This window comes from Pseudomonas sp. SORGH_AS_0199, from assembly GCF_031453735.1.
Classification (GTDB): Bacteria; Pseudomonadota; Gammaproteobacteria; order Pseudomonadales; family Pseudomonadaceae; genus Chryseomonas; species Chryseomonas aestiva.
This window is the reverse complement of the sequence record NZ_JAVJAE010000001.1, coordinates 2,662,941-2,677,023: the sequence shown is the minus strand read 5'-3', so window position 1 is coordinate 2,677,023 and position 14,083 is coordinate 2,662,941. Positions and strand designations below refer to the sequence as shown.

Here is a 14,083-nt window from a genome sequence, read left to right as displayed (position 1 = left end):
CTGCTGTCGCCTGGGCAACAGCGCAGCAAGGCGTCTGGCAAGCCCTTCTCGCACGGAAGCGGTCGGCTCAGGCGGCCGTGGTGCGCAAGAATTCGCTCCAGCGCCGCACCAGATAGTTGTGCTCGTCCATCACCGAATTCCACACCCCGATATGGCTCATGCGTTCGGCATAGGAACCGCCTTCGCGCCGTTGGCCCACCTCGATCAGCGGCAGGCCGTCGCTGCCGGCGAGTTCTTCACGGGCCGGCAGGCCGCCGTACCAGAAGTCCCACTCGGCGGCGCTCAGGTGATCCCGCGCCCGCACCGGATTGGCGATATAGAACCCCTGGCGCGCCATCACCGCCCCGGGCCAGCCGGCCAGCCACCAGTTGAGGTAGGCATAGGCGGCGTCACGCACCCGCCCCTCCGCGCAGCGCGACAGCGACAGGCCACCGAACCAGGCGCGGTAGCCTTCGCGCGGGACCGCCACCCGATAATCCACCCCCGCCCGGTGCAGGGCCATGAGCATGGGTGACCAGAGACTCTGGATATCCACCCCGGCGGCCAGGGTCAGCTCGCCGGCGCTGCGGTCGTCGGACCAGAACGCCGCGAAATGCCGATGGCGCTGGCGCTCCACCAGCAACTCGGCCAGGCGGTCGATCTCCTCCAGGCGCAGATTGCCGATGTCGTCGAAACGGGCGAGACCGGCCGCCTGGATCGCCAGGGCGGCGTCCAGGGCGCCGATGGCGGCGTCGCTCTGCAGGGCGCTGTGGCCACACCAGCCTTCGTCGATCAGCCAGGCCCAGCTCTCCTGCTGCCCCACCAGGGCGGCAGGCAGGCTCTCCGGACGATAGGCGAAGCTGTCGGCGTTGTGGGTCAGCGGCAGCATGCTGATCCGCTCGCTGGGCTGGCCGCCCAGGCTGCCATCGTGCTGCACATAGAGGCGGTCGCACGGCCGGCAGCCGGGCGCCAGGCGATCCGTGGCATGCAGCCGGCCGCGCTTGGGCAGGTCGTTGATCTCTTCCCAGAGCGCGATGCGGCGGATGTCGATGGGCTGGATCGCCCGCGCCGGCCAGACGAAGTCAACGTTGTGGAACCACTGGTCATAGAGGTCGTAGCTGTCCGGCTCCAGCACCGCGATGCGCTGGGCGGTCTGGACGTCGTGGATCTGGTAGACCAGGCGGATGCCCAGCTCCGCCTCCGCCCGCTGGCGGATGGGTTCGAGCAGGGTCACCGAGGTGCCCAGCACCCTCAGGGTCAGCGGCGTGCTCATGCGGCCCGGCCCAGGCCGCCCATGAAGGCGGCGAAGGAGCGCCTGAGCAGCGCGGTGTCCAGGTCACGGACGATGAACACCAGGCGCGAGCGGCGTTCGCCCGCCGGCCACGCCGGCAGGTGCACCGGCGGATGCAGGCTGTGCTGCACGCCATGGATGACGATGGGTTGGCTGGCGTCGATCACGTCGAGGATGCCCTTGACTCGCAGGATGCGTTGCCCGTGGCATCTTAGCAGCATCGACAGCCACACCCCGAAGGCCATCCAGTCCAGCGGCCGGTCGAACTCCAGGCAGCAGACCTCGGCGCTGCCGTGGCGGCCTTCGGCGACCTCGGCGAACAGCCGCCAGCGGCCGACCTCGACCGCCGGATCGGCGGCGCGCAGGCCCTCGCCCAGCAGCAGGTCATCGCCGCTAACCACGGAAGCTGCCAGCGCCCGGGTGGCGGTGGGATTGAGCTGGGCCAGCTGCCGGTCCAGCCGCTCCAGCACGGCAGGCGCGGCCCGGTCAGCCTTGCTCAGCAGCAACCGGTCGGCCGCGGTGACCTGGTTGAGCCACTCCGGGTGCAGCCCCTCCTGTAGCGCGGCGTGCTCGGCGTCCACCACGGTCACCAGCAAGCCCAGGTGGAAGCGGCCGCGCAACTGGGGATCGAGATTGAGGGTGGCGAGGATCGGCCCCGGATCGGCCAGGCCGGTGGTCTCCAGCAGGACCCGGCGAAAGGCCGGAATCTCGCCGCGGGTGCGCCGACCGTGCAGGGTCAGCAACGCCGCCTTGAGATCGCCGCGCACCGAGCAGCAGACGCAGCCGCTGGGCAGCAGCACGGTGTCCGGGGCCACCTCTTCCACCAGCAGGTGGTCGATGCCGACCTCGCCGAATTCGTTGATCAGCAGCGCCGTCTCGCCCAGGGCTTCCTGGGCCAACAGGCGCCGCAGCAGGGTGGTCTTGCCGCTGCCGAGAAAGCCGGTGATGACATTGACGGCAAGGCTCATGGCGCCAACTCCAGCGGCGCCAGCACCCGCGGGTCCAGGGGATCGAGCGGTCGCCCCAGCACCGCCTCGGCCTGGCGCCAGAGGTCGTCCAGGCCCTCGGCCAGGGCCTGGCGCCCGGTCGGGCCCTGGATCAGGTAGGAGGCGCCCTGGACGTCGCTCACGGTCAGCCGGAACGGCGCCACCACCCGGTTGATGGCGGCGACCCGACGCAGGCGCTCGCGCCGCCGGGGCAGGTCATCGCCCAGCGGATCGCTCCAGTGGAGATCCGGGCCGAGCAGGCCGCACAGTCCGCACATGGCTACCTCCTAGGGCATGACGTCGCCGGAATTGGGACCCAGGGTCTGGCCGACGAAGAGATTGCCACCCGGATCGCTGGCCAGCAGCAGCGCCACCGGCGCCACCTCCTCCGCGCGACCGAAGCGGCCCAGCGGCAATTCGCGGGCCTTGGCCGCCTTCCAGTCGGCGCTGATGCCATCCACCAGCGGGGTCTCGATGGGCCCGGGGGCGATGGCGTTGACCAGCACGTTGTCGCGGCCCACCTCCAGCGCCAGCGACTTGGTGAAGCCGATCACCCCGGCCTTGGCCGCCGCATAGTGGCAGAGCTCGGCGCCGCCCTTGATGCCGAGCTGGGAAGCGACGTTGATGATGCGGCCCCAGCGCTGCGCCTGCATGTGCGGCAGGGCGCGCTGGCTGGCGAGAAAGACGCTGGTGAGGTCGACGCGCAGCATGTCGTTCCACTGTTCCAGGGACAGGTCGACGCAGGGTGCCTGGGTCAGCATCCCGGCATTGTTGACCAGAATGTCGATGCCGCCGTAAGCCGCCACGCAGGCGTCCACTCCGGCTCGGGCGCCATCCGGCTGGCCAACGTCGGCGACGGTCTCCGTCACCGACGCGCCCAGGGCCCGGCATTCCGTGGCCACCTGCGCCAGTCGCTCGGCGTCGCGGTCGGCCAGTACCAGGTGCGCCCCCGCAGCGGCATAGCTGCGGGCGATGGCAGCGCCGATCCCGCTGGCCGCGCCGGTCACCAGGGCGCGGCGGTCTGTCAGCTCAAACATGCTCTTCTCCTCAATCGGGCCAGCGGACGGTGAGACCGCCATCGACGATCAGACTCTGGCCGGTGATGTAGCTGGCTTCGGTACTGGTCAGGAACCGCACCAGCGCCGCCACCTCGTCGGGCCGGCCGACCCGCCCCAGGGGAATGCTGCGGGCGGCCTTGGCCAGGCCCTCCGGACCCAGGGAGTTCTTGGCGTCCAGCGATTGCGGCGTCTCGATCAGACCGGGAATCACGGCGTTGCAGCGGATGCCACGCGGCGCCAGTTCGACGGCCAGCGAGCGACACAGTCCCGGCACCCCGGCCTTGGCGGCGGCGTAATGGGCATGGTCCTGCCAGCCATAGACGCCACCGGCGATGGAGGAGATGGCCACCAGGGCGCCGCCCTCCCCCAGGTGCCGCGCGGCGGCGCGAAAGGTGCGCATGACGCCGGTGAGGTCGACGTCGAGCATCTCGTGCCAGCGCGCGTCGCTCATCTCCAGCAGCGGTGCGGCGCGGAGAAGTCCGGCGTTGGCCACGGCATAGTCGAGGCGGCCAAAGTGCGCCAGGGCGGCATCGGCCAGAGCATCCACCGACGCGCTGTCGCTGACGTCCAGGGGTTCGAGCAGGCACTCGCCACCCGCGGCGGCTACCAGCCGCCGGGTGTCTTCGGGGTCATGGGGATCGCCCGGGTAGTAGCCGCCGACCACCCGCACGCCCCGCTGGGCATAGGCCACGGCCAGGGCCTGGCCGATGCCGCTGGCGGCACCGGTGATCAGGGCGACGGGAGAGGTATGAGCTGTCATGGGAGCTCCTGTCATTTGAGGCTGGTGGGTTCGACGTGGCGCGCGGTCCACATCACCAACCCGGAGAGAAAGCACGGCAGCGCCCCGAACCACAGCGCGGCGCTGTGCCACTGGCCACCGCTGCCGAGCACGCTGGTGATGCCGAGGCCGGCGAGGATGGCGCCGATCGGTCCCATGGCGTGGACGATGGCGCCACCGGTGGCACGGATGCTGGTGGGAAAGCTTTCGCCCATGAAGAACAACATGGCCGAATAGGGGCCGGTAAGAAAGAACAGCCCCAGGCTGTAGAGCGCCACCACCGGTACCAGCTGGCTGGGCGCCTGCAGCATGGCGAAGAAGGCCACGCCGCCGCACATCCAGCCGAGGGCCACGGTGTTGCGCCGACCGATGCGATCGCCCAGCCAGCCATGGAACAGGTAGCCGATGAAGCCGACGGCGTTGGACAGCACCAGGATCCACAGCGAGTTCTCGAAGCTGAGCTTGTGCACGCTGACGATCACCGAGGTCCCCAGCACGCTGAACACCTGGATCGCCGACCAGTTGAGCAGGATGGCCAGGCTCAATACCAGGGTCGGGCGCAGGGCCTGGCCCTTGAAGGCCATGGCCACGCCGGCCTTGGCGTGCTCTTCGTAGTCCACGCCGTATTCACGGGCCAGGCTGCGGGCGTCCTGCTCCTGGCCTTCGCGGCGCAGGCGCTGGATGCGGGCGTGCACCTGGAATTGCGGACTTTCCTTGAGCTTGCGCGCCAGCACCGCGATGACGAAGGCCGGCACGGCGGCGAACACGAAGCAGCCCTGCCAGCCGATGTGCGGCAGCAGCAAGGCGGTGAGCCCGGCGGCGATCAGCGCGCCGATCGGCCAGCCACTCTGCACCAGGCTGTAGATGAAGCCCCGACGACGGATCAGCCGCGGATCATCGGAGGCCGCATAGACCTCGGTCAGGTAGGTGGCGTTGACCCCCTCCTCCGCATAGCCCAGGCCGGCCACCGAACGCACCAGCACCAGCGGCACCTTGCCCATGCCGGCGCACAGCGCGGTCAGCGCCGAGCACACGGCCGTGCCGCCGATGGTGACGATGATGCCGCCGCGGCGACCGATCCGGTCCACCAGCGGGCCAATGGCGAAGGCGATGATGGCTCCGCCCAGCGCCACCCAGGTGGCGAGTTCGGCCTGCTCGGCTTCGCTCCAGTTGAAGTGCCCACCCATTACCGGCAGCAGGGTGCCGAAGAGGATGAAGTCGTAGACGGCGAACACCCAGGCGAAGAAGGCGATCCAGGTGGCGTAGCGGACATCACCGGAAGACAGCGGCTGCGGTTTCCAAGCAGCCGTGGCGGTTTCCGGGTGGAGCGAAGGGGCGGCAGGGAGGGTCATGATCCTGTACCTGTGGGCTGGGCGCTTAGCGCTGGCGCGGCTGGCGCCGCAGGAAGTCGTCGGCGATCTCGTCCATGGTGGCGAAGCGCACCCCGGCGTGACCCTGGATATGCTCGATCAGGCGTTCGAGCATCAGCAGCACCTGCGGCCGTCCCGAGACATCGGGGTGGATGGTGATGGGGAAGACGGCGTAGTCCATCTCGCGATAGACCCAGTCGAACTGGTCGCGCCACATCTCTTCCAGGTGGCGCGGATTGACGAAGCCATGGCTGTTGGGCGCCTTCTTGATGAACATCATCGGCGGCAGGTCGTCGAGGTACCAGTTGGCCGGGATCTCCACCAGATCGGTTTCCTGGCCGCGCACCAGCGGCTTCATCCAGCTCTCGGGCTGCTGGCTGTAGTCAATCTTGGTCCAGTTGTCGCCGACCCTCACGTAGTAGGGACTGAAGTCGTTGTGCATCAGGCTGTGGTCGTACTTGATGCCCTTCTTCAGCAGCAGCTCGTTGGTCACCCGGCTGAATTCCCACCAGGGCGCGACATAACCGGTGGGGCGCTTGCCGGCCAGGGCGGTAATCAGCTCGATGGACCGGTCCAGCACCGCCTCCTCCTGCTCGGGGGTCATGGCGATGGGATTCTCGTGGCTGTAACCATGGATGCCGATCTCGTGGCCTGCCGCGGCCACCGCCTGCATCTGCTCGGGAAAGGTCTCCACCGAATGGCCCGGAATGAACCAGGTGGTCTTGAGGCCGTAGCGCTCGAACAGCTTGAGCAGCCGGGGCGACCCCACCTCGCCGGCGAACAGGCCGCGGGAGATGTCATCGGGCGAATCCTCGCCGCCGTAGGAACCGAGCCAGCCCGCCACCGCGTCGACGTCGACGCCGATGGAAACGAAGATTTCTTTGGCCATCGTTGCACTCTCCAGTACCCGGAAGAAACCCAGGTCGATGACGGAGCCGGGCCCCCGCCACCGCCATTTGAAATCAGGCGCTGACCAGGGCTTCCACGGCCGTGGCGGCATCGAGCAGGCGCTCGTCCGCGGCGGCGGGGGCCACCAGCAACAGGCCGGTGGGCAGGCCCTGGGCATCGCTGCCGCTGGGTAGCGAGACACCCGGCGCGCCGAGCAGGCTGCCGGCCATGGTCAGGCGCAGCAGCTCCAGATTGGTGGCCGCGAAGAGGTCTGTGTCGGCTTCCAGGGGAGCCAGCAGCGGTGCCACGCGGCTCACCGTCGGCACCAGCAGCAGCGCCTCGGCGAATTCGGCGGCAAAGCGCTGCCGCAGCTGATCGCGGCGTTCATGCAGAACGGCCAGATGGCCATCGGGCAAGGCCCGTGCCCGCTCCAGGCGCTGCCGCACCCGTGGGTCCAGGCGTGCGGCCGCGGGACCGTCGAGCACCTCGCGGTGCAGGGCGAAGGCTTCCAGGGCCCCTGGCCAACCTTCTGCGGCGAGAAATTCCAGGGCATCGGCAAAGACCGTGCGGGCGCGGCGCTCCACGCGCACCCCGGCGCGGGTCAGCCGCTCGGCGGCGGCCAGCAGATTGGCCCGCACCGCCGGCTCCACCCGGGAGTCGTCCAGCACGCTCAGGTCCAGCACCACGCGCAGCGCCGGCAGCGCCGGCAGCGGTCGGGCGGCAGCGCCTGTCAGCAGGCGATCCAGGCACTGCACATCGCGCAGGCTGCGCGCCAGCGGACCCGGCACGTCATAGGATGCGGCCAACGGAAAGATGCCGGTCGCCGGATAGCGCCCCAGGCTGGGCCGATAGCCCACCAGTCCATTGAGGGCGGCCGGTAGGCGCACCGAACCGGCGGTATCGGTACCGAATGCGAGGGGCACGATGCTAGCGGCGACAGCCACCGCCGAACCCGAGGAAGAGCCCCCTGGTATGCGCACCTCGCCCTGCATCCGCGGATTGGCGGGCGTGCCGAAATGAGGATTCAACCCCACTCCGGAATAGGCGAATTCGCTGAGATTGACCTTGCCCAGACTGACCAGGCCGGCCTGGCTCAGGCGCTGCACCAGCTCGGCATCGGTGGCCGCCGGTGGCGCCAGACGGCGCAGCTCGGCGCCGCAGGTGGTGACCTCGCCCTGCAGGTCGAACAGATCCTTCCAGGCCAGCGGCACGCCATCCAGCGGCGAGCGCGGCTGCCCGGTCTGCCAGCGCTCGCGCGCGGCCAGGGCTTCGGCGCGTCCACGCGCGGCGGTCAGGGTGATGAATACGGCCGAGGATGCCTGGGCACGTGCCAGCGCCGCCTCGAAGACCGCCACCGGATCGAGGGTACCGGCGGCATAGGCCTTGCCGAGACCGACCGCATCCAGGGACAGGGCGTGGGCAGAATCCATGGCTGCTCCTTAAACGTACATTTTATAATTTGGTACGTTTGATAGAGCAGGCTTTGTGCCAGCTTGAGAAAAAGGCTGCTGCTTGATCGCAAAGCCAGCGCTTAGAGGTCGCTCGATCCTTTCTTCAACAGGGGTCAATAAAATGTACTTAAATTAAATAGATCCATCTTTGTGCAGAACCGTAACGCCTGCCCCGTTACCGTGCGTGCACCTGACCCCCGGCGGTAACGCGCGAAAGGCCGCAGGCCTGTGCCACAATTCTCATCTCGTTTCCGGAAGGCCCCCGATGTCGGCAGCAGTCCCCGCCCCCCTCGATGACAGTCGTACCGCCGCGCGCTACGCGATGATCCGCAGTGCGCTGCGCGAAGCCATCCTGGCCGGTCGCGCGGCGCCGGGGCTGGTCCTGGTCGAGGCGCCGCTGGCACAGCTGTTCGGCACCAGTCGGGTACCGGTGCGCCAGGCGCTGACGCTGTTGCAGGAGGAAGGCCTGATCCGCCGCTTCGAAGGGCGTGGTTATCTGATCGATCCGGCCGGCACTGCGGGCGAGCCGCAGCGCCAGCCGCTGACCCGCCAGTTGCTCGGGCTGGACAGCGGTGACGAACTGATCGATACGCGCTCCCTGGGCGAGCGCGTAGGCGACGAGATCGCCGCCTGTGTCAGCCACGCCCTGCTCTTCGGCCATTTCCGCCTGGACGAGCAGCGGGCGGCCGACCACCTGGGCGTCAGTCGCGCCGTGGTGCGTGAAGCCCTGATGCGCCTGCGCGATCGCGGCCTGGTGGAAAAGGAACCCTATGGCCAGTGGCTGGCCGGTCCGCTCACCGCCCAGGCCATCCGCGACGACTACGAGATCCGCGCCCTGCTGGAACCCGAGGCGCTGTTGCAGACGGCGCCGGGGCTGGCGCGCGGCGAGTTGCTGGCGATGCTCGAACGACTGGAGCAGCTGGCCGCCCACCCTGCCCCCACCTCCTGGACCGCGGTGGAGCGCATCGAGGCGGATCTGCATGGGCGCTGCCTGGCCGGCCTGCGCAATCGCAAGCTGGCCCAGCTGATCGCCCACAGCCAGAGTCCGCTGAACGTCTCGCGCATCTTCCACCAGTCGCTCGGCACGCCGCTGGACGAGGCGGTGCTGCTGGAGCATCGCCTGGTGCTGGAATCCCTGCTGGTGGGCAGTCCCGACTCGGCCGCCAGCCAGTTGCGCAATCACCTCCTGCGCGGTCGCGACCGCACCCTGCAGCGCCTCAAGGTGCTCTCGGTGCTGCCCGACCCGGAATTGCCGGCCTATCTGGAGCGCCTGAGCTAGTGTGGTGTTTCAGACGTTATCTGCACAATTTTGGCGGCGCTTTTTAGGCCCCGGCGGCGTTGCCACTTCTCGCCATAGCCCTGCTATGACTCGTCGCGGCGCCTAGCCAGGACCAAAAAATCACTCGCCAACTCTTGCGCGAACGTCTGAAACACCACACTAGCGCGCCCGCAGGTGCCGCACGTAGCGATCGCCGATGAACTGGATGCCGCACACCAGCACCACCAGGATGGCGATCACCACGGCCATCACCTGGGTGTCGTAGCGCTGGTAGCCATAGCGGATCGCCAGGTCGCCAAGCCCCCCTGCGCCTATGGCGCCGGCCATGGCCGAGGCGCCGATCATGGCCACCAGGGTCACGGTGAAGCCGCCGATGATGCCGGGCAGCGCCTCCGGCAGGAGCACATTGAAGACGATGTGCCGCCGTTCGCAGCCCAGTGCCTGGGCCGCTTCTATCACCCCACCGCCGACCTCGCGCAGGCTGACCTCGGCGATGCGGGCGAAGAACGGCGTGGCGCTGAGGGTGATGGGTACCACCGCCGCCCAGGCGCCGATGGTGGTCCCGGTGATCAGCCGCGTCAGCGGGATCAGGGCCACCAGCAGGATGATGAAGGGCGTGGCGCGAAAGGCGTTGATCAGGGTGCCCAGCACCCGGTTGAGGGTGGGGGCGGCGAAGATGGCGCCGCGCCCGGTGGTGACCAGCACCACCGCCAGGGCGATGCCGGCGAACCAGACGATGGCCGCGGACACGCTGACCATGGTCAGGGTATCGAGAAAGGCCTTCCACAGCGCCTTGAGCATGAAGTCAGACATAGCCCAGCACCTCCGCCCGGGCGAACAGCCCGGTCTGGGTCAGGAAGCTGGCCAGCCGTCGCTCCGGCGCCGCGGTCGCCACCAGCAGGCGACCCAGCGCATGGCCCTGGATGCGGTCGATACCGCCATGCAGCAGCTCGACCGGTGCGCCGAGGGCCTGGCCCAGCGCCTGGAAGTCAGGCTCCGCACCCTGGCCGTCGTAGCTGAGCTCCAGCACGGCCCGGGCACCCGGTTGCCGGGTGGCAGCGAGCCGCCTGGCCAGATCCGCCGGCAGCTGGGCCGCCAGGGGGGCCAGCAGCGCCCGGGTGGCTTCTGCCTGGGGCGCGCCGAACAGCTGCCACACCGTGCCCTGTTCGACGATGCGGCCATGCTCCAGGACCACCACCCGATCGCAGATCTGGCGAATCACCGCCATCTCATGAGTGATGAGCACGATAGTCAGCCCCAGGCGGCGATTGATGTCCTGCAACAAGGCCAGGATCGACTGGGTGGTCTCCGGATCCAGCGCCGAGGTGGCCTCGTCGCAGAGCAGCAATTCGGGCTTGAGCATCAGCGCGCGAGCGATGCCCACCCGCTGCTTCTGCCCACCGGACAGCCGTGAGGGATAGACCTGCTCCTTGCCCTGCAGCCCGACCAGCTCGAGCAATTCCCGGGCCCGGGCTTCGATCTCGTCGCGACGAAATCCGGCGGCCTTGAGCGGCAAGGCCAGATTCTCCAGCACCGTCTGCGAGGCCAGCAGATTGAAGTGCTGGAAGATCATGCCGATGCGCCGTCGCAGCGCCACCAGCCGGTCGCCCTCCAGGGTACCGAGGTCGACGCCATCGACCAGTACCTGGCCGGCACTGACGTCTTCCAGTCGATTGAGGGTGCGAATCAGGCTGGACTTGCCGGCGCCACTGCGACCGATGATGCCGAAGATCTCGCCACGGGCGATGCTGAGGTCGATGTCGGCCAGCGCGGTCACTGGCAGCGCACCGCCGGTGTAGATCTTTTGTACTCCGCTCAGGCGCAGATGCTCGCGCACGGGGGCGGTCTGGGGTTCGACGGGCGGCTGCGCCGGTGCGGTGCTGAGCAGCGCGTTGCTCATCGGGCGGCCTCCTGCCGGTTCAGCCAGGCCAGGCTGTAGAGCTGCGGATTGCCATAGGCCTGGGCGATGGCCTCGCGCACCCGCGGATCGTTCTGGAACACCTGGATGAAGGTGCGGATCGCCGGGTCATCGGCTTTGTCCGGCCTGGTCACGAACCTCAGGGCATAGAGATGGCCGCTGGCCTCGTCGTCGCTGAACAGCAGCGCACTGTTGGGGTCCGTGGTGCCGGCCGCGAGGATATGGGAGGGATAGCTCTGCGCCAGGGTCACGTCGTCCAGTACCCGCGCCAGTTGCGGACCGGGCAGTTCGATGAATTTCAGCTGGCGGGGATTGGCGACGATGTCCTGCAGGCTGGCCTTGCGCCCGGTGTCCGGCTTGAGCTGGATCAGGCCGGCGCGGGCATAGAGGTGCAGCCCGCGGCCCTGGTTGACCGGATCGTCGGCCACCGCCACGGTAGCGCCGTCCGGCACCTCGGCAAAGCTTTTCACGCGTTTGGAATAGAGGCCGACCTTGTTTTCCACGCCATAGGCGATGGGCACCAGGCCGTAGCCGTTCTGGACGTTGGCGTTTTCCAGGAAGGGTTGATGCTGGAAGTAGTTGACGTCGATGTCACCGTGGGCGAGCGCCAGATTCGGCGTGTTCCAGTCGCTGAAGGCGACGATTTCCACCGCTACGCCCCTTTCCCGCGCCACCTCGGCGGCGCGCTCCAGGGCGGCATTCTGCGGACTGTCGTTGATGCCGAGGCGAATCTTCTGCGGCTCGGCGGCCTGGGCGGACAGCACCAGGGTCGTGCTCGCCAGGAGCAGCCCGAGGCGCAGGAAAAACGGAGGAATAGCCATGGGAGACCTCGAGATGTCGAGGGCTCGTCCGGTGGTCCGGTGGAACCCGTAAGGGAAAAGGGATCAGCTGCCCTTCTGATCGGGCGCGTCGACGAAGAAATAGTCCTGCCAGCCGCTGGGCTGGTTGCGGATGGCCCCGATGCGATACATGAACTCCGCCAGCTTCAGGGTGTTCTGCGGCGCCGTGTCGAAGTTGACCTCGGGGCTTTCGATGATCCGCTGGATCAGGGCCGGATCGAGGCGGGAATTCTCGACTTTCACGTAGGTACGGGCGGCGGCGGCCTTGTCCTTCTCGATGATCTGCCCTGCTTCGACCAGGGCCTCACGGAAGGCCTTGTAGGTCTTGGGATTGTCCCGGCGAAATTTCTCGGTGACGAACACCAGATTGGGCGAGACGGCGCCACCGAGCACGTCATAGGAACTGAGCACTTTATGCACCTTGCCGCTGGCCAGTTCCTGCTCCTGGAACGGCGGATTGGCGAAGTGGCTGTTGATCTCGGTACCGCGGGAGATCACCGCCGCGGTGGCATCCGGATGCGGCACCGCCACGGTCAGGGGATCCAGGCGATTCCAGTTCTTCTCGCCGAAAGCCTGGGCGGCGGCGTACTGCAGGAAGCGCGACTGCACCGAGACGTTGACCGCCGGCACGGCGATGCGGTCCTTGGCGGTGAAGTCGGCCAGGGTCTTCACCTGCGGATTGTTGGTGACCAAGTAGTTGGGAAAGGCCCCCAGGCTGGCAACGGCCTTGACGTTCTGCCGACCATGGGTGCGGTCCCAGAGCGTGAATAGCGGCCCGAGCCCGGCGGAGCCGACGTCCACCGCGCCCGACAGCACCGCCTCGTTGACGGCCGCGCCACCGGACAGCTTGATCCAGTCGACCTTGATGTCGACGCCCTCTTGCTTGCCGTGCTTTTCGATCAGTTGCTGGTCACGCAGCACATGCAGGATCACGTAGGACACACCGAATTGTTCGGAGATGCGCAGGGTGCCCTCGGCCTGGGCCACCTGGGGTGCGGTGACCAGTCCGGTGAGCAGACTGGCCGCGAGCCCCAGGGCCAGGGGACGACGGGTGAAGGGGAAACGTGGGGGCATCGGGGTGCGCTCATCCATGGATTTGGCTTATAGCCTACTCAAGATGTTCAGCGCTTTTGAAATAAGGATGGGTTATATGGATAGGTCGAGCGACGTGTGGACTTTCCCTCACCCCAGCCCTCTCCCGGAGGGAGAGGGGGCGACCCGCCGTACGTAGGTTGGCGCGGAGCGAAGCGAAGCCCAACACCATCCTGCACCCCGCTCTACTCCCGCGCCGCCTGCCGCGGCGCGTCCGGCTTGGCCACCCGGAACCCCTCGGCGAAGGTCCCCTGCGCATCCAGACGCTGCGGTATCAGGCCGCTGTGGTGGTAGAAATCCGCCGCCGCCTGCTGGTCGGCCACCACCTGGCGGTCAATGGGTTCCCAGTGCAGCTGGCGGCGCTCGAATTGCAGCCGGGCCACCGCCTCGGGAAAGCCGATGATCTGCGCCAGGGTCTTGGCATAGCTGTCGAGGTGGGCGTAGCCCCAGCGCTGGGCAGCGGCCAGACGATCGAGGTAGTCCTGCAGCGCCGCGCGCCGGGCCGGATCGGCCAGGGCCGTATCGGTGGCGGCCAGGAAGCTGTTGCCCGCCCAGAGTCCGCGACCACTGACCAGCACCCGGGCGCCGTCGACCTGCTCGGCCTGGGCGGTATAGGGCTCCCAGGTCGCCCAGGCATCCACCGAGCCATTGGCCAGGGCCATCTTGGCGTCCACCGGACCAAGGAAGCGAAAGCTCACGTCCCGGGCGGTCAGGCCCACGGAATCCAGCGCCTTGAGCGCGATGTAATGGCCGATGGAGCCGCGCCCGGTGGCGATGCGCTTGCCCTTGAGATCGGCCGCGCTCCGCAGTGGCGAGTCGCGCGGCACGATCACCGCCGTGCCATAGGGATCGGACTTGTCCACGGCGATGGCCTTGACCGGCGCGCCGGCGGCCAGGGCGAACAGCAGCGGGCCATCACCGATGATGCCGACATCCACCGCGCCCGCATTGAGCGCCTCGGCGAGGGGCGCGGCGGCGGGAAATTCCGCCCACTGGATGCGATAGCCCGGCAGGTCGCGCAGGCCGTCGGCCGCCTCCAGCTGGGCGCGCATGTTGCCCTTCTGGTCGGCGATGCGCAGGGTCAGGGTCTCGGCGGCCAGGGCCGCGCTGGCGGCGAGCAGCAGCGGCAGCGCCAGCAGGGTACGGCGGATGAG

General features: G+C 68.3%; 14 protein-coding genes. 1 reads left to right on the top strand and 13 read right to left on the bottom strand.

The genetic code is table 11. From position 1 onward, the window contains the following. Nucleotides 1–67 precede the first annotated feature (67 nt). The 8 genes from QE444_RS12610 to QE444_RS12575 form a co-directional block, all read right to left on the bottom strand. Nucleotides 68–1,252 carry a signal peptide prediction gene (locus QE444_RS12610; RefSeq protein ID WP_309738859.1) on the bottom strand — a complete coding sequence of 395 codons (1,185 nt, stop codon included), beginning with the start codon at nucleotides 1,250–1,252 and terminating at the stop codon, nucleotides 68–70. Then, nucleotides 1,249–2,238, bottom strand: coding sequence for a GTP-binding protein (locus tag QE444_RS12605; protein ID WP_309738856.1), 990 nt, complete (start codon nucleotides 2,236–2,238; stop codon nucleotides 1,249–1,251). The genes QE444_RS12610 and QE444_RS12605 overlap by 4 nt, the downstream gene beginning before the upstream one ends. Continuing rightward, nucleotides 2,235–2,534 carry a hypothetical protein gene (locus tag QE444_RS12600; RefSeq protein ID WP_158897133.1) on the bottom strand — a complete coding sequence of 100 codons (300 nt, stop codon included), beginning with the start codon at nucleotides 2,532–2,534 and terminating at the stop codon, nucleotides 2,235–2,237. The genes QE444_RS12605 and QE444_RS12600 overlap by 4 nt, the downstream gene beginning before the upstream one ends. A gap of 9 nt (nucleotides 2,535–2,543) precedes the next feature. Next, nucleotides 2,544–3,293 carry an SDR family NAD(P)-dependent oxidoreductase gene (locus QE444_RS12595; RefSeq protein ID WP_285388037.1) on the bottom strand — a complete coding sequence of 250 codons (750 nt, stop codon included), beginning with the start codon at nucleotides 3,291–3,293 and terminating at the stop codon, nucleotides 2,544–2,546. A gap of 10 nt (nucleotides 3,294–3,303) precedes the next feature. Beyond that, nucleotides 3,304–4,074: an SDR family NAD(P)-dependent oxidoreductase gene (locus tag QE444_RS12590; protein ID WP_133859268.1), complete on the bottom strand. Its 771-nt coding sequence runs from the start codon at nucleotides 4,072–4,074 to the stop codon at nucleotides 3,304–3,306. An 11-nt stretch (nucleotides 4,075–4,085) separates the two neighbouring features. Then, nucleotides 4,086–5,444: an MFS transporter gene (locus tag QE444_RS12585; RefSeq protein ID WP_133859269.1), complete on the bottom strand. Its 1,359-nt coding sequence runs from the start codon at nucleotides 5,442–5,444 to the stop codon at nucleotides 4,086–4,088. A gap of 25 nt (nucleotides 5,445–5,469) precedes the next feature. Then, on the bottom strand, nucleotides 5,470–6,351 hold the full coding sequence (locus tag QE444_RS12580) for a polysaccharide deacetylase (protein WP_133859270.1): 882 nt from the start codon (nucleotides 6,349–6,351) through the stop codon (nucleotides 5,470–5,472). A 73-nt stretch (nucleotides 6,352–6,424) separates the two neighbouring features. Then, a complete protein-coding gene (locus QE444_RS12575; RefSeq protein WP_309738849.1) occupies nucleotides 6,425–7,780 on the bottom strand; it encodes an amidase in 1,356 nt (451 codons plus the stop codon). Nucleotides 7,781–8,066: 286 nt separating this feature from the next. Here QE444_RS12575 and QE444_RS12570 point away from each other — a divergent pair, with 286 nt between their 5' ends. Beyond that, nucleotides 8,067–9,080, top strand: coding sequence for a GntR family transcriptional regulator (locus QE444_RS12570; RefSeq protein ID WP_309738848.1), 1,014 nt, complete (start codon nucleotides 8,067–8,069; stop codon nucleotides 9,078–9,080). Between the two features lie 159 nt (nucleotides 9,081–9,239). On the opposite strand, the gene QE444_RS12565 is transcribed toward QE444_RS12570, so the two are convergent. The 5 genes from QE444_RS12565 to QE444_RS12545 form a co-directional block, all read right to left on the bottom strand. Continuing rightward, complete coding sequence (locus QE444_RS12565; protein WP_187979101.1) at nucleotides 9,240–9,893, bottom strand: methionine ABC transporter permease; 654 nt, start codon at nucleotides 9,891–9,893, stop codon at nucleotides 9,240–9,242. Then, nucleotides 9,886–10,980, bottom strand: a complete 1,095-nt coding sequence (locus tag QE444_RS12560; RefSeq protein ID WP_309738844.1) for an ATP-binding cassette domain-containing protein — start codon at nucleotides 10,978–10,980, stop codon at nucleotides 9,886–9,888. The genes QE444_RS12565 and QE444_RS12560 overlap by 8 nt, the downstream gene beginning before the upstream one ends. Then, nucleotides 10,977–11,819: a MetQ/NlpA family ABC transporter substrate-binding protein gene (locus tag QE444_RS12555; protein WP_309738842.1), complete on the bottom strand. Its 843-nt coding sequence runs from the start codon at nucleotides 11,817–11,819 to the stop codon at nucleotides 10,977–10,979. The genes QE444_RS12560 and QE444_RS12555 overlap by 4 nt, the downstream gene beginning before the upstream one ends. A gap of 63 nt (nucleotides 11,820–11,882) precedes the next feature. Further along, a complete protein-coding gene (locus QE444_RS12550) occupies nucleotides 11,883–12,911 on the bottom strand; it encodes an ABC transporter substrate-binding protein (protein ID WP_309738841.1) in 1,029 nt (342 codons plus the stop codon). Nucleotides 12,912–13,114: 203 nt separating this feature from the next. Next, nucleotides 13,115–14,080 carry an ABC transporter substrate-binding protein gene (locus tag QE444_RS12545; protein ID WP_309741983.1) on the bottom strand — a complete coding sequence of 322 codons (966 nt, stop codon included), beginning with the start codon at nucleotides 14,078–14,080 and terminating at the stop codon, nucleotides 13,115–13,117. Nucleotides 14,081–14,083 lie beyond the last annotated feature (3 nt).